16 protein-coding genes are annotated in these 17,595 nt (G+C 63.1%); 13 read left to right on the top strand and 3 right to left on the bottom strand.

The window, feature by feature from the left end:
* Positions 1-128: 128 nt before the first annotated feature.
* A complete protein-coding gene (locus ACYQ8L_RS10800) occupies positions 129-926 on the bottom strand; it encodes a hypothetical protein (protein WP_459941804.1) in 798 nt (265 codons plus the stop codon).
* A 545-nt stretch (positions 927-1,471) separates the two neighbouring features.
* On the opposite strand from ACYQ8L_RS10800, the gene ACYQ8L_RS10795 reads away from it, so the two are divergent.
* The 13 genes from ACYQ8L_RS10795 to ACYQ8L_RS10735 all read left to right on the top strand — a co-directional run bounded on the left by ACYQ8L_RS10795 (position 1,472) and on the right by ACYQ8L_RS10735 (position 14,529).
* Complete coding sequence (locus ACYQ8L_RS10795; protein WP_459941803.1) at positions 1,472-2,257, top strand: IclR family transcriptional regulator; 786 nt, start codon at positions 1,472-1,474, stop codon at positions 2,255-2,257.
* Between the two features lie 72 nt (positions 2,258-2,329).
* Entirely contained in the window at positions 2,330-3,187 is an 858-nt protein-coding gene (gene panB, locus ACYQ8L_RS10790) for a 3-methyl-2-oxobutanoate hydroxymethyltransferase (protein ID WP_459941802.1), read from the top strand.
* Between the two features lie 67 nt (positions 3,188-3,254).
* Positions 3,255-4,190, top strand: coding sequence for a hypothetical protein (locus tag ACYQ8L_RS10785; RefSeq protein ID WP_459941801.1), 936 nt, complete (start codon positions 3,255-3,257; stop codon positions 4,188-4,190).
* A gap of 58 nt (positions 4,191-4,248) precedes the next feature.
* Entirely contained in the window at positions 4,249-5,493 is a 1,245-nt protein-coding gene (locus tag ACYQ8L_RS10780; protein WP_459941800.1) for a Glu/Leu/Phe/Val family dehydrogenase, read from the top strand.
* Positions 5,494-5,554: 61 nt separating this feature from the next.
* Positions 5,555-6,730: a M24 family metallopeptidase gene (locus ACYQ8L_RS10775; RefSeq protein WP_459941799.1), complete on the top strand. Its 1,176-nt coding sequence runs from the start codon at positions 5,555-5,557 to the stop codon at positions 6,728-6,730.
* A 32-nt stretch (positions 6,731-6,762) separates the two neighbouring features.
* The gene (locus ACYQ8L_RS10770; protein ID WP_459941798.1) at positions 6,763-7,494 is read left to right on the top strand and encodes an aspartate/glutamate racemase family protein; all 732 of its coding nucleotides are present in this window, start codon (positions 6,763-6,765) and stop codon (positions 7,492-7,494) included.
* A gap of 70 nt (positions 7,495-7,564) precedes the next feature.
* Positions 7,565-8,617 (top strand): TRAP transporter substrate-binding protein, encoded by a 1,053-nt coding sequence (locus ACYQ8L_RS10765; RefSeq protein WP_459941797.1) that lies wholly within the window; start codon positions 7,565-7,567, stop codon positions 8,615-8,617.
* Positions 8,618-8,689: 72 nt separating this feature from the next.
* Positions 8,690-9,253, top strand: coding sequence for a TRAP transporter small permease (locus ACYQ8L_RS10760; RefSeq protein WP_459941796.1), 564 nt, complete (start codon positions 8,690-8,692; stop codon positions 9,251-9,253).
* A 136-nt stretch (positions 9,254-9,389) separates the two neighbouring features.
* A complete protein-coding gene (locus tag ACYQ8L_RS10755) occupies positions 9,390-10,640 on the top strand; it encodes a TRAP transporter large permease (RefSeq protein WP_459941805.1) in 1,251 nt (416 codons plus the stop codon).
* A gap of 105 nt (positions 10,641-10,745) precedes the next feature.
* Positions 10,746-11,696, top strand: a complete 951-nt coding sequence (eutB, locus tag ACYQ8L_RS10750; RefSeq protein WP_459941795.1) for a hydroxyectoine utilization dehydratase EutB — start codon at positions 10,746-10,748, stop codon at positions 11,694-11,696.
* A gap of 26 nt (positions 11,697-11,722) precedes the next feature.
* Positions 11,723-12,892 carry a M24 family metallopeptidase gene (locus ACYQ8L_RS10745; protein WP_459941794.1) on the top strand — a complete coding sequence of 390 codons (1,170 nt, stop codon included), beginning with the start codon at positions 11,723-11,725 and terminating at the stop codon, positions 12,890-12,892.
* 42 nt (positions 12,893-12,934) lie between these two features.
* Entirely contained in the window at positions 12,935-13,315 is a 381-nt protein-coding gene (locus ACYQ8L_RS10740) for a RidA family protein (protein WP_459941793.1), read from the top strand.
* A 50-nt stretch (positions 13,316-13,365) separates the two neighbouring features.
* Positions 13,366-14,529, top strand: a complete 1,164-nt coding sequence (locus ACYQ8L_RS10735) for a M20 metallopeptidase family protein (protein ID WP_459941792.1) — start codon at positions 13,366-13,368, stop codon at positions 14,527-14,529.
* 352 nt (positions 14,530-14,881) lie between these two features.
* On the opposite strand, the gene ACYQ8L_RS10730 is transcribed toward ACYQ8L_RS10735, so the two are convergent.
* Together ACYQ8L_RS10730 and ACYQ8L_RS10725 are read right to left on the bottom strand one after the other, a co-directional pair.
* On the bottom strand, positions 14,882-16,192 hold the full coding sequence (locus ACYQ8L_RS10730) for a tyrosine-type recombinase/integrase (RefSeq protein WP_459941791.1): 1,311 nt from the start codon (positions 16,190-16,192) through the stop codon (positions 14,882-14,884).
* A gap of 497 nt (positions 16,193-16,689) precedes the next feature.
* Positions 16,690-17,589 (bottom strand): HDOD domain-containing protein, encoded by a 900-nt coding sequence (locus ACYQ8L_RS10725; protein ID WP_459941790.1) that lies wholly within the window; start codon positions 17,587-17,589, stop codon positions 16,690-16,692.
* Positions 17,590-17,595 lie beyond the last annotated feature (6 nt).

The following is a 17,595-nucleotide window of genomic DNA, read 5'->3' as shown; positions in this document are numbered from 1 at the left end:
TTTCCTTCACTGGATGAAATAGACAACCGCATTCGGACTCGTCACCGTCTCACCGGTCCACCGGGGTAAACCCTACCCCTCGGGCCGGTCGGCCCTGTACGGCCAAATCTCGAATTTCCGGACGGACACTAGCCAACTCGGCGGGGCTCCTTCCGGCCCGCACCAGTTCTACGATTCGGGCCCGATACTCTGGTGGGTACGCTGGTCGTGTCTTCGGCATCGTGAACACCTCCTTCCGACTCAGTGTCGAAGTGTCCACGAAACCGGGTCAAGCCCAGGGTAACCTCGTCCACCAGGTTGATGTGGTAGAGCCCTTTGGTGCCATCGTGGTCGCCCTGGTGGACGGAATCGACCCGGAGGAATCCGGGGCGGCCTTCAGGCCGGGGTTTTCGCCGCTCACCGATGTTCACCCGGGAGGGGCGGGTCTTCGCAACGTGGCCGCGCTCGTTGAGATAGGCGGTGGAGTGGCGCAGGTTGTAGAGGTGGCCGTTGGAGATCGAGGCCAAGGGCTCGAAGCGCGGGTCCCCGAAGACCCGGTAGGCCCGCTCGCAGATTTTTCGGGTGGCGGGCCCTGAGAGGGTCCCGTGCACGGCGTCGACGTAGGCCAGGAGTCGAACGTCGGCGGCCGTGTAGCGGCGCGGGAACGGCTTGGCCGGGGGGCCTCTGCGGTCGCGGATATAGGTGGTCGTGCGAAACTGCCGGATCAGGCGGGTCATCTGGGAACGGGAGAACCCGGTGACGGTTTCGAGATAGCGCCGCACGAGGCCCTTGTCCTTTTTCGAAAGTCTGCCGTAGCCGAACCGCCGCAGTTCTGCGGCGATCCAGTCGTAGCCGCTCTGCCGGGAGGGTATCTCGAACTCCAGGGGCAGGGCGCCGTCGAGGAAGGGCCGGATCTGGTCCAGGGTGAGCCGTGGGGCCTTGAGCATGATGATCATCCTCCGAGTATGGCAGACTCGGCCGCCTGGTGCTCACCTCACCTTGGAATGAAGGGTCCCGTTCAGGCTCACTTCTCGTTGGACAAGGCTCCCCGTTGACCCATGCCGACCACTTGAGCGTATGATCCAACCCCCAGCGTCGCTTCGCTCCGACCCCCTGGACGACATCACCGGAATCGGTGGTCGACTTCCTCGGAATACGCACACGGAAACCTGCGCAATCACCGCTGCCACCGAACCCCCAAACCGATCACCGACTCCACCACTGGCCCACGCTTGCTGCCGCCAGATCGACCTTGCCGCCCGGTATCTGCCCGCCACGACCATGCCCACCCCTTTTGCGCAGCAGTTCATGCGCTGAGGCTTCCCAGCGGTAGGATTCTTGGGTCGGAGTGAAAAAAGACCTTGACTCGGGCTCCGGCTTAGCTATACTTAGTCCATATTCCGTGACGCTGTCACGCATAGTGAACACATGACGGAGCCGACGCTCTTTTCCGATGCGTTTCTGCCGTCGAGATGAGGAAAGGGGTGAGCCGTTGGGGAATGATCGGACGGAGAGGCCCTATTACAAGGTTGGTTCGCTGGAGAAGGGGCTCCGGATCTTGGAGCTTCTTGCCGACCGGGGGGAACTATCCGTGAGCGAGGTGGCCCGCAGCTTGGATCTCAATCGCAGCGCGGCACACCGGTTCCTGGCGACTTTGCGAGAGCTTCAGTACGTCACCCAGGATCCCAGGAGCCTCCGATACCGACTTTCCATGAAGGCCTTCGAGATTGGTAACCGCGTCGCCAACGTCGTCGAGATCCGCGAAGTGGCACGCCCCTACATGCGAGACCTCGCGGCGCGCCATGGGGAGACCGTGAATCTGGGGTTCTGGGATAGAGGCGACGTGGTGCACGTCGACAAGGTGGAGAGCCGAGAGACGCTGCGGGTGGACGCGCCCATCGGGAGCCGCGTACCAGCCCACACTGTCGCACTAGGAAAGGCTATCCTGGCGTTTCGACCGCCAGAGGAACAGGAGCAGTATCTGGTGTCCGCGAAACTGGAACCACGGACGCCTAACACGATCACGAATCCCAGCATACTCCGCCGAGAGTTACAGCAAGTGCGGGAAAGGGGCTACGCCATTGACAACGAAGAGCTGTGCTTGGGCCTCCGGTGTGTGGCAGCGCCGGTCTTCGACTACTCCGAACATCCAGCCTATGCCGTGAGCCTGTCCGGGCCGACCTTGCGGATGACGGATGAGAAGGTGGCCCGAATGCAGAAAGATCTGAAGGAAGTTTGCGGACGACTTTCGAGGCAGCTGGGGGCTCGGGGTGAGTAATTGGCCCGGAGCGAAACAGGACGGGCGTCCCGGCTGTTGGACCGTTCCATCCAATCCGAGGAGGAAAGCGCAATGCCCAAGAAGAAGTTATCCCGGTTGGACCTGCAGAAGATGAAGGAAACTGGCGATAGCGTGGTGTGGATAACCGCCTATGATTACCCCACCGCTCAGTTCGCCGAGATGGCAGGGATGGACATGCTCCTGGTGGGAGATTCCTTGGGTATGTGCGTGTACGGCTACGAGGGTACCGTGCCGGTGACCATGGATCAGTGCATCGTACACGCCGAGGCCGTCCGGCGAGGGGCCCCGAACACTTTTGTAATTGGGGATATGCCATTCCTGTCCTACCAAGTGAGCGTGGAGGACGCGGTGAGAAACGCAGGTCGCTTCTTCAAGGAGGCGCGTGTAGACGCCATCAAGCTTGAGGGGGGCAGACGGGTGTGTCCCCAGATCCGGGCCATCGCGGACGGCGGTATGTTGGTGATGGGCCACATCGGACTTACCCCCCAAAGTTCCGGGCAGCAGGGCGGTTTCAAGGCCCAGGGCCGGACCGCCGACGCCGCTCTCGAACTCATCGAGGATGCACGCGCCATCCAGGAAGCGGGCGCCTTCGCGCTGCTCGTTGAGGCGGTTCCCCCCGAGGTCTGCAAGATCATTCGCGACGAACTCGCCATCCCGGTGTATAGCATCGGCGCCGGCATCGAAGCGGATGGTCAGTTGATGATCTCAAGCGACATTTTGGGGATTTTCCAGGCCTTCACACCGAAGTTTGTCAAACGATACGCAGACGTGGCCGGCGTGGTGATCCAGGCCCTGAAGGAATATGTGGAGGACGTTCGGGCAAAGCGGTTCCCGGAGGAGGTTCACACCTACACCATGGTGGAAGGGGAACTGCCGAAACTGCTGCAGGCCCTTAAAGGGGAATCATAAACAAGTTGTCGACTATGGCGAAACTCAGGAGCCCCAACGAAGGCGTCATCTTGGGAGGAGTGTGAACATGCCTTGGAAGGACATCGAGAACTACGTGAGGAACGCGGGGCTCTCCCTGCGTGAGCGCTACGACTTGCCGGATTCTCCACACCGGTTTCCCGGGGGGGGCCACGCTCGGATCGAGATCTCAGGGGCTGAGACGGTCTCGAATCTGGAAGTGATGGTGAGAGAGGCCGAGAAACGGGGCGTCACTGTGCATCGGGTGATTTCTGTGGTGAAGGGCACCACCTTGATGGACAAACAGGAACTCCGGGATTTCGCCCAATTGGGCGCCGAGAACAAGCTGGAGATCGTGGTGAACCCAATGGCGGCTCGGGCGTGGGACAACGGGCGCCAGTATCTGACCAAGGAAGGGTACGTGTCAGGCATGCGCATGCGTGGACACGACATGATGTACTACTTCCTGCGGGAGCTGGACCGCTGCATCGAGGCGGGTATCCGGGGATTTCTCACCACTGACGAGGGGATGCTCCGACTCACCGCCAAGATGAGGGCCGACGGTGTCCTACCGAAAGACGTGAAGTTCAAAATCTCGGTTTTCGCGGGGCACGGCACGGCCGCAGGCGGGAAACTCCTGGAGGAGCTCGGGGCCGACAGCTTCAATCCCCTGGCCGATCTGACGCTCCCGATGCTCGCCTCCATTCGGAGCGGAGTGAAGATCCCGCTGGACGTCTATATCAGCTTGGTGGAGTCCATGGGCGGCTTCCAGCGTTTGCACGAAGCCGCGGACATCGCGAGGGTGGCCGCACCGGTGTATTTCAAGATCGAACCGGGCCCGTCCGAGGCGGCCCTGTACAACACCTGGGTGGATCGGAAGATGCTCGACGACCTCATGGTGGAGCGGGTACGCCTAGCTGAGATCGCGATGGACTGGATCGACCGTAGCGGCATGGAGATCGTCATGAACGACTACAAGGAGGATCTCTCGATCCCCAGGCCCTGAATCTCCCTTCGAGGCCGACAGTTCTTCATTAACTTGTTCGACACTGGGTGGAATTCCGATGAAAGAGCGCAATGTTTTTGACACCGCACTGCACGCCCTGAGAGCGGCCGCGCAACTCGGGTCTATCGATCCGATCGTCGTGGACCTTCTCTCCGCCCCCAAACGGATCTTCGAGTTTCGTATACCGCTGAGGATGGACGACGGGACGGTGAAGTTCTTCACCGCTTGGCGCGTCCAGTACAACGACGCCCTAGGGCCCTGCAAGGACGGCACGCGTGTTCGGCCGTCCCTGGATTTGGACGAAGTGAAGGCCCTGGCCTTTCTCATGACCATCAAACACGCCGTCGCGGGGATCCCCGGAGGGGGCTCCAAGGGAGGAATCCAGGCCGACCCGGCATCTCTCTCGACCTGGGAGTATGAACGGCTGTGCCGCGCCTATGTGAGACACCTGCCGTCCAAGGGTCCCTGGATCGACGTGCCCGGGGCCGACATCGGCACCAGCGAACAGACCATGGCCTGGATGCTCGACGAGTACGAGCAGATCGCGGGGCACCACATGCCGGCGGCCATCAACGACAAGCCTCCTATCCTTGGCGGCTCCCTGGGGGGCGAAGCGGCCACGGGCCGCGGTGTTTTCCACACCTTGTGCGCGGCCGCGGAGGACAATGGGATCCAGGTGGCGGGCGCCAGTGTGGTCATTCAGGGCTTCGGGCAGGTGGGTTCCGTGACCGCCGGCCTTCTCCACGAAGCTGGCGCCAAGATCGTGGGCGTGAGCGACGTCCGCGGGGGGATCATCAACGAGCGGGGCTTGGATATCCCGAAGCTCCGAGAGCACGTTGCCCGGACCGGCAGCGTTGTCGGCTTCCCCGGTGCCGATCCCATCGCCAACGAACAATTGCTCGAAATCGACTGTACCATTCTGATTCCCGCCGCGGTCCAGAGTGTCGTCCACGAAGGCAACGCGGCCGCGGTGAAGGCCCGGCTCATCGTCGAGGCGGCCAACAGCCCGGTCACTCCGGCCGCCGAGGACGCGCTCCTCGGGCGCGGCGTGTTGATCGTCCCCGACGTGGTGGCCAACTGCGGCAGCGCCTTGGTGTGCTCTTTCGAGCGGACCCAGGGGCTCACCGACGACTACTGGGACCTGGACACGGTGAACGCCCGCTTGCGGACGCGGATTCTTAAAGCCTACCGGGAGGCGGTTGCCACGGCTGGAGAGGTGAAGACGAACTCCCTGCGAAGCGGTGCGTGGATCAACGCTTTGAGGAAGATCAGCAAGGCCGTACGACTGAGGGGTTGGGGTTGATCCCAAAGAGTTGTTCGGGGGGAATGCTGGAGACAGCGATTTGTGCGAGAGGAGGTCGGCAATGGCACTGTTCGAGAAGACTGAGTACCTCCAGAGAATCGCAAAGACGAAGAAACGGATGGAGGAGGCGGGGATCGACGTCCTGATCGTCTCCGACCCCGCCAATATGAACTATCTGACCGGCTATGACGGGTGGTCCTTCTACGTGCCACAGGTCGTGGTGGTGGCCCTAGACAAGGAAACACCGGTGTGGATTGGCCGGGGTATGGACGCCAACGGGGCCCGATACACAACCTTCCTGGGAGAGGAGGACATCCTGGGATATCCCGACAACTACGTCCAAGCCCCGGACAGGCACCCCATGAACTTCGTCGCGGACGAGATCAAGCGGCGCGGCTGGGAACGTCGCGCGATCGGCGTCGAGATGGACGCCTACTACTTCAGCGCGCGGTGCTACGCGGAGCTTCGGAAGGACCTCCCCGGCGCCACCTTCAAGGATGGGAACCTTCTGGTCTCGTGGGTTCGGATCGTCAAGTCACCCCAAGAGATCGAGTACATGCGCCAAGCCGGCAAGATCGCCGAACGGGTGATGCAGACGGCCATTGAGACCGTGGCGCCGGGGGTGCGGGAGTGCGACGCGGTGGCGGAGGTCTACCGGGCCCAGATTCGGGGAACCGAGGACTTCGGGGGCGACTACCCGGCGATCGTGCCGATGATGCCCACCGGCGAAAAGACCTCCACCCCCCATCTTACTTGGACCGACGAACCCTACCGGAACGAGACCGCGGTCAACCTAGAACTCGCGGGTTGCCGGCACCGCTACCACAGCCCACTGGCCCGCACGATGTACCTGGGTTCGAAGCCGCCCCAGAAGCTCGTTGACACCGCCGAGGTGGTGGTGGAGGGACTCCATGCCGCGCTCGGAGCGGTTCGTCCGGGGGCGCGCTGTGAGGAGGTGGAGTTCGCGTGGCGCCAGGTGATTGCCCGGGTGGGTCTCAAGAAAGAGTCCCGCATCGGCTACTCGATGGGATTGAACTATCCCCCTGACTGGGGGGAGCACACCGCGAGCCTGAGGCCGGGCGACAAGACGGTGCTTGAGCCAAACATGACATTTCACATGATCCTCGGAATGTGGATGGACGACTGGGGCTTCGAATGCAGCGAGTCGTTCCGCGTGACCGAGACCGGACACGAGACTTTCGCGAGCTTCCCGAGGAAGCTGTTCGTCAAAGGATGAGGAAGCACGGTGTTCCGGGGAGTGGGGACCGAATGATCTATAGGGCGCGAAAAGGCCAGGTGAGCAGCGGGGAGGCAATTGGCATCCTCCTTCTGGACACTTCCGTGCCGTTCATCCCGGGCGACGTGGCCAATGCCACGACCTATGAATTCCCCGTGCGCTTCCAGAAGGTTGCAGGGTTCACGGTGCAGCGGGCCATCGGCAAGGATCCCACCGTGTACGAGGCCCTGAAGGCCGCCGCAGAGGAGTTGGTCAGCCAAGGCGTAAGGGCGGTCACCGGCGACTGCGGGTTCATGGCGCTGCATCAGCGACGGCTCGCGGGGGAACTGCGTGTGCCGGTTTTCCTGTCGAGCCTACTCCAGATCCCTTTCATCCTCAGCATTCTCGGCGAGGACGCACAAGTGGGGGTCGTTACTGCCGACGGGCGAAGCCTGGATGGGACCCTCCTTGCCGCCGTCGGCGTGCCCGAGATTGATCGTGTCGTCGTCGCAGGCCTTGAGGACCAAGAGCACTTCCGCTCGTTCGCCATCGAAGAAACCGGAATCCTCGACGCTGCGGCCGTCCGCGACGAGGTGGTGTCGGTGGCGCAGGGCCTGGTCGAACGCAATCCTGCCGTCCAGGCCCTGCTCCTGGAGTGCAGTCTTCTTCCGCCGTACGCCGCGGACGTTCAGGCAGCCGTGGGGCTTCCCGTCTTCGATTACATCACCATGATCAACTACGTATTCTCGGCCGTGGTCCGCCGGCCCTTTCAGGGGTTTTTGTAGGGGCCGGCGAGGCGAGAAACCAACCCCAAGCGAGCCACCCCCCACCATCGTGGAAAGGAAGGAGGAAGCCATGAAGAGACTGACCGTTGCCGTGACATGTCTGGTGCTTGCCCTCTCGCTCGGAGTCGCCTTCGCGGGCGAGTATACGGGCAAGAAGGTCGAAGCGAAGCTGGCCTCCGAGGAGATTGAGGGGGACTTCATGACCGTCTGGGCAAAGAAGTTCGCCGACGAGATGCGCTCTTGGTCAGACGGCAAGATCGACATCACCGTCTACCCGTACGGCTCGCTCGGCGATAGCCGAGACATCAACGAACTGGCACAACTCGGCGTGGTCGATTTCGTCTTCTCCGACTACGCTTGGATCAGCTCCTTTGTAACCCAAGCCCAGGCGCTTGCACTGAACTACTGGGCACCCCGAGAGCGGTTTCCCGAGGCCCTGGCGTGGGTCGTCAAAAATGGGAAGTTCATGCCCCTCCTCGAGGAGAAGTTCCGCAAGAACGGACTGGTGCCCCTGGGCATCGTCTACGAGGGGTGGCAGTGGATTACGTCGAAGAAGCCAATCAACGGGATCTCCGACATGAAGGGCCTGAAGGTCCGGGTCATGGCCTCCAAGATCCTCGTGGAGAACTACAAGGCCTACGGTGCCACCCCGACCCCCATGAGTTACGGTGAGGTGTACGGTGGGCTTCAGACAGGCCTGATCGACGCACAGGTGAACCCGATTTTTGCCTGTTACAGCATGAAGTTCTATGAGGTCCAAGACTACTTCACTCAGATCTGGGCGGAGCCTTTTGTGGGCATCCCCACCGCAAATGCAGCGTTTTTTGACTCGCTTCCAAAGAACGCCCAGGAAAAGATGAAGCAGTTCTGGGTCGACGCCGTGATACCAGCGGCAAAATGGATCGACGAAAAGAACGCTTCGGATATGAAGAAGATCAAAAAGGAGCGTCCGGCCGTGAAGTTCGTCGAGCTCTCGGACGAACAGATCCAACCCTTCAAAGAGGCGGCCAAAACCGTGTACGCCAAGTACGTGGAGATGGGCGGAGAGGACGCCCAGAAGGTGCTAGACGCTCTGCTTCAGGACTTCGAGGACGCCAAAAAGGCGCTCGGCATCCAGCACTAGAGCGGTCCTACCTGCGGTTCCCGCCGCGGACTACCTTGGCGGCGGGAACCGCCTAACGGAGGATAGACGGCGATGAGCGGCGAAGAACGGCAGCCCACCCGGTCTTGGTTGTCACGGTTGGCACGCGCGAGCGGGCAAACCTTAAACTTTCTGGAGGAGTGGTGCCTGATCCTCTGCGTCGCCGCCTTGAGCATCCTCCTGATCGCCAACGTGATCGCCAGGGCGTTCTCCAAGAGCCTTTACTATGCCGAGGAAATTTCAGAGTTCCTGGTGATCCTCACCACCTTCGTCGGGCTCAGTTACGGGGTTCGGAAGGGCCGGCACATCCGGATGGGGGCCCTTCTGGATCTCATGCCCGCCGCCGTCGAGAAGGTCTTCATCATCATCATCTCGACGGTGAGCGCGGCCGTGATGTTCGTAATGGCCCGGGAGTCTTACGCTTATTTGATGATGGCCCTGAACCGTGGCCACCTCAGCCCCGCTTTGCACGTACCCTTCTGGATCTTTTACGTCATTGTCCCGGTCGGCTTCGCGATCGCGGGAGTCCAGTATATCCGGACGATCATCATAAACCTGAAACGTCGGGAAACCTGGATATCCCCGGATCAACAGAGCGAGTACGAGGACATTCTGTAGATCGTGATGGATAGGCAAGATTTCGTAGTGATCGAATGTTCAAGACCGAGCGTTTGCCCAACGGAAGCACCGGGCTTCATGGGGACGAGACCGGAGGAGGTGCGACGTGAAACTATTCGGGTTCAGCTTGGTCTTCATGCTCTTCTTCGGCTTCCCCTTCATGGTCGTCCTCTTGGGGTCGCTCCTTCTGTATATGAGCATCTACCTGCCGAACATGCCCTTCACGGTGCTCGTCCAGCAGGTGCTCACCGGGGTCACGCCTCCCGCGTTGGTCTGCGTGCCCATGTTCATCCTGGCCGCTAGCCTCATGACCTCCGGAGAGGCGGCGGGCAGGCTGATCCGGATGGTCAAGGCTTTCGTCGGCCATATCCCCGGCGGCCTTCCCATCACCACCAACGCCAGTTGCACCCTGTTCGGGAGCGTCTCCGGCTCTACCCAAGCCACCGTGGCGGCGATCGGCGGGATCATGCGACCGATGTTGATCGAGGCCGGGTACTCGAGTCCCTTCACGTTGGCCCTGATCATCAACTCCAGCGACATCGCGTTCTTGATCCCCCCGAGCATTGGTTTCATCGTGTACGGAGTGGCCACGAGCACATCAATCGGTCAGCTTTTTCTTGCGGGCATCGGGCCAGGCATTCTCATCTTCTTGCTCTTCTCGGTCTATTGCTACTTTTACTCCAAGAAGCGCGACGTGGGCCGGCTGCCCAAGGCCAGCCGTCGCGAGCGGATCGCGGCTGTCAAGGACGCCCTGCCGGTCATGGGGTTTCCCATCGTAATCATCGGCGGGATCTACACCGGTATCTTTAGCCCCACGGAGGCCGCCGCTGCTGGGGTGGCCTACGCCCTGATTCTGGAAATCCTGGTCTTCAAGAGCCTTTCTCTGGAGAGCATCAAGGATGCGTTCCTCCAGACCGGCGTGATCACCGGCGTGGTGTTTATCTTGGTGGGGGCGGGACAGGCGTTCTCCTGGACGATCAGCTTCCTGCGGATTCCCCAGGCCTTCCTGCCGCATGTGTTCGGGGCGGATCCGACGGCACTGAAGGTCATCTTGGTTGTGGTGGTCTCCTACTTCGTCGCTTGCATGTTCGTAGACCCCATCGTGGCCATCTACGTGTTGAGCCCGATCTTTCAGCCCTATGTCGTGCAGTCCGGCGTCGATCCGGTTCTCTTGGGCACTCTGGTGACGCTCCAGGCAGCGGTCGGCTCGGCCACCCCCCCCTTCGGGTGCGACATCTTCACGGCGCAGTTGATCTTCCGCAGACCCTACTTCGAGGTCATACGGGGAACGCCGCCGTTTATCCTCATCCTGCTGCTCGTGACGGCGCTGCTCATCGTCTTTCCGCAGATCGCCCTGTTTCTCCCGAACATGGCGTTTAGCGGCTGATCCGAGAGCAACATGACGCCCCCGGCTGCGGCACAGCAGCACCGCTTTCCAGCCGTCGGACCCGAGGTCCAACCGATGCTCGTGGACGCTCCAACTCTTAAGGATGTGTTCATCGCGCGAAAACGCGTGCACGGCATCGCGCGAAAGACGCCCCTGATCGCCTCCCGGGAACTCAGTCGCCTGGCGGGTCGCCCCGTGATGCTGAAACTTGAGAATCTCCAGGAGACCGGCTCCTTCAAGGTCCGGGGCGCTGCGAGCAAATTGCTGGCCCTCTCCGGAGAGGAAAGAAAGAGAGGTGTCATTGCGTTTTCCACGGGCAACCACGGACGTGCGGTGGCATTCGTCGCGCAAAAGCTGGGAATCCGGGCCACAGTGTGTCTGTCCAACCGTGTTCCCGAGTACCGGGTGGATGCCATGCGGGCCTTGGGCGCCGAGGTGGTCCAGCACGGGGCGAGCCAGGACGAAGCCTACAGGAAGGCCCTAGAGGTACAGCGGGATCGAGGTCTGACCATGGTCGCCCCTTTCGACGACCCGTGGGTCATTGCGGGACAGGGAACGATTGGGCTCGAGATCCTGGAGGGCGCCCCCGAGGTCGACACGGTGGTGATCCCGATCTCGGGGGGAGGGCTGGCCGCTGGGGTCGCCTTGGTAATGAAACGTGCCAATCCGGCCATCCGGGTCATCGGGGTATCCATGGAAGTGGCGCCGGCCATGTATCGTTCCCTCCAGGCCGGCAAACCGGTGGAGATTGAGGAGAAGGACAGTCTGGCCGACGCGCTGCTCGGGGGGATAGCGCTGGACAACCGGTACACCTTCCGTATGGTGCGCGACTTGGTGGACGACATGGTCCTGGTCTCCGAAGAGGAGATCGCAGCCGGTATGTTCCACGCGCTCGACCGGGAGCGCCAGGTGGTGGAGGGTGCTGGCGCGGTGGGGATCGCGGCGCTTCTTCGCTGCAAGATCCCAGATCTGGGCCGGTGCGTGGTCGTGGTGGTGAGTGGGGGGAATATCGAGGCGAAGTCTTACCTATCGACCTTGGAAGCGGCGGCACGGTAGTGCGAGGGGCAGGAGGAGGGGGAACCATGTTGCATTTCGAGGTTTCCGAGTATCGGGAACGGTTGGAAAAGACGAAAGAGAGCATGTACGACGCCGGGATCGAGATCTTGCTGGTAACCGACCCGGCCAACATGAACTACCTCACCGGCTACGACGGCTGGTCGTTCTACGTGCACCAGGGCGTGCTCGTCTTCTTGGATCGGGAGCAACCCCTCTGGTTCGGGCGCGGCCAAGACAGGAACGGAGCGCGGCTCACCACCTGGCTCGACGACGAGAACATCTTCGGCTACCCGGACGACTACGTGCAGTCCAAGTTCAAGCACCCAATGGAGTACGTCGCCGGCCTGCTGGAACGGATGGGCGCGGACCGACGGCGGTTGGGGGTGGAGAAAGAGAGTTACTACTTCACCGGCCTATGCCTCGAGATGCTCGGCGCAAGTCTCCCCTACGCGAAGATCTCGGACGCCACGAACCTGGTGAACTGGGTGCGAGTCGTCAAGTCCGAGGCTGAGATCGGCCACATGCGAGAAGCCGCCCGCATCATGGAGCACACCATGATGGCCGCCATCGACGCGATTGAGGAGGGAGTGCGCGAGGGCGATGTGGCCGCCAAGATCTATCACGCCCAAATCAGCGGCACCGCGGATTACACGGGGGACTACACGGCCATCGCACCGCTGATCCCCTCCCGGGAGCGCACGACCACAGCCCACCTGAGTTGGACGAATCGGCGTTACGAGCGCGGAGACTTCCTCTTCCTGGAACTGGCCGCGTGCCGTCACCGCTACCACGTGCCCCTGGCTAGGACCGTGGCGATCGGGAAGCCTCCGGCGGGGCTCGCCGAGGTGGCCCAAGTCGTGATCGACGGCCTCAACGAGACGCTCGCCTTTATCCGCCCCGGAGTGACCGCCGAGGAGGTCGAAGCTACTTGGCGCAAGGCCATCGCCGGCAGCAAGGTGGTCAAAGAGTCGCGGGTAGGATACTCGATCGGCGTCGGCTACCCGCCAGATTGGGGGGAGCACACGATCAGTCTGCGTCCCGGCGACGAGACCGTCCTGCAGCCGAACATGACGCTTCACTTCATGCCCGGGATTTGGATGGACGACTTCGGGTTTGAGTGCACCGAGCCGATCCGCATCACCGACCGGGGTTGCGAGTCGTTTGTCCAGTTCGAGCGGAAGCTCTTCATCAAATGAGAGGGTGACGCGGATTTGCGCTGGACCAATGGGAGGTACGTCATGAAGCCCGAAAGCGTCTACACCCCTGACGCCCCCGAGCCCGGGCCGTACTCGCAAGCGGTTGTTGCCGGTGGGTTCGTTTTCGTTGCTGGGCAGACCGCGGAGGACCCGACCACCAACCGGCCGGTCCACGGCACAGTTGCCGAGCAGGCGGAGCTGATTATGAAAAACATCAGCAAAATTCTGGAGGCCGCAGGCTCCGGGCTCGACCGCGTGGTGCGATGCGACGTCTACCTTTCCTCCATGGATGTGAAGAACGAATTCAACGAGGTCTATCGGAGGTACTTTACCGGCACTCTCCCTGCGAGGAACTGTGTGGCGGTGGCTGGGATCGACGACGGCCTGGATGTGGAGATTGAGGTCATCGCTCTGCTGAAATAGTCTGCACCGGGGAGTGACCTGGACGGTGAGCGGTCGGAAGGATAGGGAGCATGGATATTCACGAGATGGTTTTGGGGTGCACGGAAGAGGTCGTCCGCCTCCGCAGGGATTTCCATCGGCACCCGGAACTCGGCTTTCAGGAGGTTCGTACGGCCCGAATCGTGGCTGAGTACCTGGAAGGCCTCGGATTGGAGGTACAGCGGGGGATTGCCCAAACGGGGGTCGTGGGGCTCCTTAAGGGAGCCCGCCCAGGGCGCACGCTTCTCCTGCGGGCCGACATGGATGCCATTGCAGTGCAGGAACTCAATGAGGTGCCCTACCGTTCTGAGAACGAGGGGGTCATGCACGCCTGTGGCCACGACGGTCACACGGCGATACTCCTGGTTGTGGCGAAGATCCTTGCAGGCATGCGGGACCGACTCCATGGAAACGTGAAGTTCGTCTTCCAGCCCAACGAAGAGAACGTTGCGGCGCGGCGGATGATTGAGGAGGGGGTGATGGAGAACCCTCGGGTCGACGCGGCCATGGCGCTGCACCTCTGGACGCCCATCGAGACGGGGAAGGTGGCAGTCTCCGAAGGGCCGGTGATGGCCGGAATGGTTCACTTCCGCGTCGTGATCGAGGGGCGGGGCGGGCACACCGCGTTTCCGCACACTGCGATCGACCCGGTGGTTGCGGCAGCGAACGTCATTCAGACGAGTCAACTCATACAGACCCGAGAAATAGATCCGTTGAGGCCCACTCTCGTGGTCTTCGGCAAGGTCGAGTCCGGGTCGGCTTCTAACGTGATTCCGGAGAGCGCAGTCCTGGAGGGGACCATCCGGACACTGAGTGAGGAAGGGATCGAGCCACTTCAGCAACGGTTCGAACGAATCGTTCGACGTGTGTGCGAGGCCCACCGCGCCAACTGCGAGATCTACTTCGAGGGAGGTCACCCGCCCGTGGTCAACCACCCCGAAATGACGAAGCTGGCCCGACAAGCAGCGGAGGAGACCGTGGGGGGGGCGAACATCTGTTCCATGATCTGCCTGGCGGGGGAGGACTTCTCCGAGTTCGGGAGGGAGGTCCCGGCGGTGCTCGTGTTCGTAGGAACCGGTAACGAGCGCAAGGGGACCAACTATCCTCATCACCATCCACGCTTCGATATCGACGAGGACAGCCTGTCCACCGGCGTTGAGATCCTATTGCGTGCGGCGCTCTCCTTCCTCGCATAAGTTTCCGCCCAGTGGGGATTCTTGCGTTACTGACCCGGGGGGTGGATAGGTCCGATCCGGCCCGTGGATTTCTCCAAGTCCCGTATATATCGGTCCGGAGTGGGAGCAAGGTCTGGAGGCCGCGGAAGCCGCTGAGCGATCGTCGATCCAGTTCGGCATGTCGTTTGCCGCGCACGCGTAGGCGCTGCTCCGCGGGATTCTGGGTGTATGCCGGGTTACGACTCGGGACAACTGGCCGGACGACATTCACGAGGCGACCCTGGTCGCCGTGTACCTGTTCATCCGGGAGCAGCTCGACGCCCAAAGGGGCCGCCTGGTGCCGCCCGACCCGTGACCCCGAACCGGCGATCGCCTACTCCATCGGGGCCGGAAACGGGATCACGTCGGCGGGGCCGGTCTGCGCCGACAGCGTCCGCTGGAGCCAGCGGGTCCACCGGGCGAGGGCGTCGGCTTTCTCCCGGAGGTAGAGGTTGCGGTCGTAGACCCGCCGGGTGATGTCGCGGGGCTTGTGGCCCATGACCAGGGGCACCAGCACCATGGACACCCCGGCGTCGGCCATGCGGGTGGCCGCCGTGCGGCGAAGGTCGTGGGGGGTGAACGGCGCGACCGGGATGGGTTCGCGTTTGCGGACCCCGTGCTTCTTGGGTGGCGAGGGGTCGGGAGGGCCCAGGTTGCGCCGCAAGGCCCGGGAGAGGGCGCGGACCGTCACGGAGCCTTCCGGGTCGGTGGGGGAAGGGAACACGGGCCCGGTCAATCCCTCCCATGCGCCGATCAGGTCGAGCGCCAACGGGGGCAGGGGAAGGACGTGGGTGTCCCCCTTCTTGCGCCGGGTTCCCGGGATCGTCCAGAGGACCATCCCGTTCTCGCGCGAGAGTTCCTCGTAGCGCATGCCCGCCACCTCTCCCGGGCGCTGGGCCGTGACGAGGATGAGCCGCAGGATGGTCCTTACCTCGTGGGAGAGGGGGGTTCGGTCGAGCCCGTGCCAGAAGAGACGGAGTTCCTGGATGCCGAGAACGCGGTCGCGTTCCTTCTCCACGGCCGGGGGTTCGGTGCTCTCCACCGGGTTCGTTTCGATGTAGCCCCGGGCTCGGGCCCAGCGGAACATGCGGGACAAAACGGCCCGGGCCCGGTTGGCAACCACGGGGGCCCCGCGTGCCACGATCTGGTCGAGGAGTTCGCTTACGTCGGTGCGCTCCACCTCCTCGACGAGGCGGTGGCCCCAGCGGGGGAGAACGTCCTTGCGGAGGAGGCGCCGCTGCTCGTCGTGGCTCTTTTTCTGTTTGGCATACACCTTGAGGTAGAGTTCCGCCAGGCCCGCCACCGTGAGCTTTCGGGCGGCACGGGCCTCGGCCGCGCGCCGTTCGGCCTCCGCGCGCTTTTGGCGCTCGTGTTCGACCCGCGGATCTTTCCCCTGGCGGACCAGTTCTCGCGCCACCCGGTGGCGCTGCCGGGCCTCTTCGAGCGAAACGGCCGGGTATTCCCCCAGGGTGACGCGGCGCCGGCGGGTCACGCCGTCCGCCTCGGTCAGGGAATAGACGTAGATCCAACTCTTTCGGCCGGTGGGGTACACCCAAAGGGCCAGTCCGCCCCCATCCCGGAGTTCGTACCGCCGGTCGCGGACGGGCGCCCTGCGGGCCTGGGTGTCGGTCAGTTTCCCGCGCACGGAACGAAGTTTACGCGACTTGGATGTATGATGTTCTTGACTCATGAAGTGAAAGAATGGCGGCCGCAAGTGTCCCTTTAGGTGTCCCTTAGGTCCGCCCTTGGGTGGGAAGAAAGGCGTTCTCCACCGTTCCCACGGCGAGACGCCGTGTAGCATAACACATTGAGATCAAAGAAGACTGGGCCCATTTTGAGAACGGATGGGACGGCAGGAAATCCCGGCGAATACAGGGTTGAGACTGAATGGGGTTCAGGGGGTCGGAGGTTCGAATCCTCTCGTCCCGACCAGAAAGTGGGAGGGCCCGCGGCGGGTGAATCGCCGCGGGCCCTTTGCCGTCTGGGCGCCCCGGGTCCTCCCGTAGTCCCCAGCGGGCGAGTCAGGGGGGCTTCCACGGGGCCGCGGGGAGATCCGCAGCCTTGCGCTGAAGGCGGACCGGAAAGACAGAAGTGGCCCAGCCAGGGGGCCACGAGGGGGCGTTCGGCAGGGGCGGGAACGGGTCAGGCGCCGAACAGGCTGGCCAGTTGGGCTGCTTTCTGTTGCGCCGCGGCCAGGAGTTGCTGGGTGACGGGTTCCGGGACGCCGTACCGGGCGGCGGCGACCTCCGCCATCCGTTCCAGCCCGGAGTGTTCCGGGTTTTCGCAGAGGATGGCGGCCAACTGCACGCCGGGCGGGCAGCGGCTCGGTTCGGGGCCCTCGGCGTGGTGGTCCTCGACGGCGGCCGCCAGGGGCTCGGGTAGCTCCCAGTCCCGGCACACCCGGGCTCCCACCTCGGCGTGGGTCCAGCCGAAGGCCTCGTGCTCCAGGGCGTGGAGTTCGCCCTCCCCGGCGTGCCACCGTTCCAGGATGCGGCCGTAGCTGGCGGTGTGGTGCTGGGCCAGCAGGGGCACCGCCAGGTCCACCAGAAGGCCCCAGGTGAAACACTCCATCCGGGTCGACGGGTGGAGCAGCCCCGCGAACTCCTGGGCCATCGCCGCCCGGGTGACGGCCGTGCGCCAGAACCGCGCCGGCTCGAATCCCCGGAAGCACTGCTGGGGCAGGGCTTCCCGCACCGCGACGCTGATCAGCACGGACTCCAGCCGCCCAAGCCCCAGGAGGGCCACGGCGTGGTCCACGCTGGTGACCTCCCGCCGGAGGGCGAAGGCGGCGGAGTTCACGGTCCGCAGGACCCGCACCGAAAGCCCGGGGTCCGCCGAGATGGTCTCCGCGATCTGGGCGGGGGATTTTTCCCCCTCCCGGATCTCCCGCATGGCCTTCATGGCCACCGGGTGGAACGCTGGGAGCTCCGCCCCCTGGAGGGGGACGACCGCGCGCTTCTTGGCCGGTTTTCCCGGGGTGGCCTTTCCCGGGCCTGCGGCCCCGTCCGCCGGGGCCTTTTTCTTCTTCCCGAGTCCAAACATCCGGGG

This window comes from Deferrisoma palaeochoriense, assembly GCF_054656955.1.
This window is presented reverse-complemented; position numbering and strand designations above follow the sequence as displayed.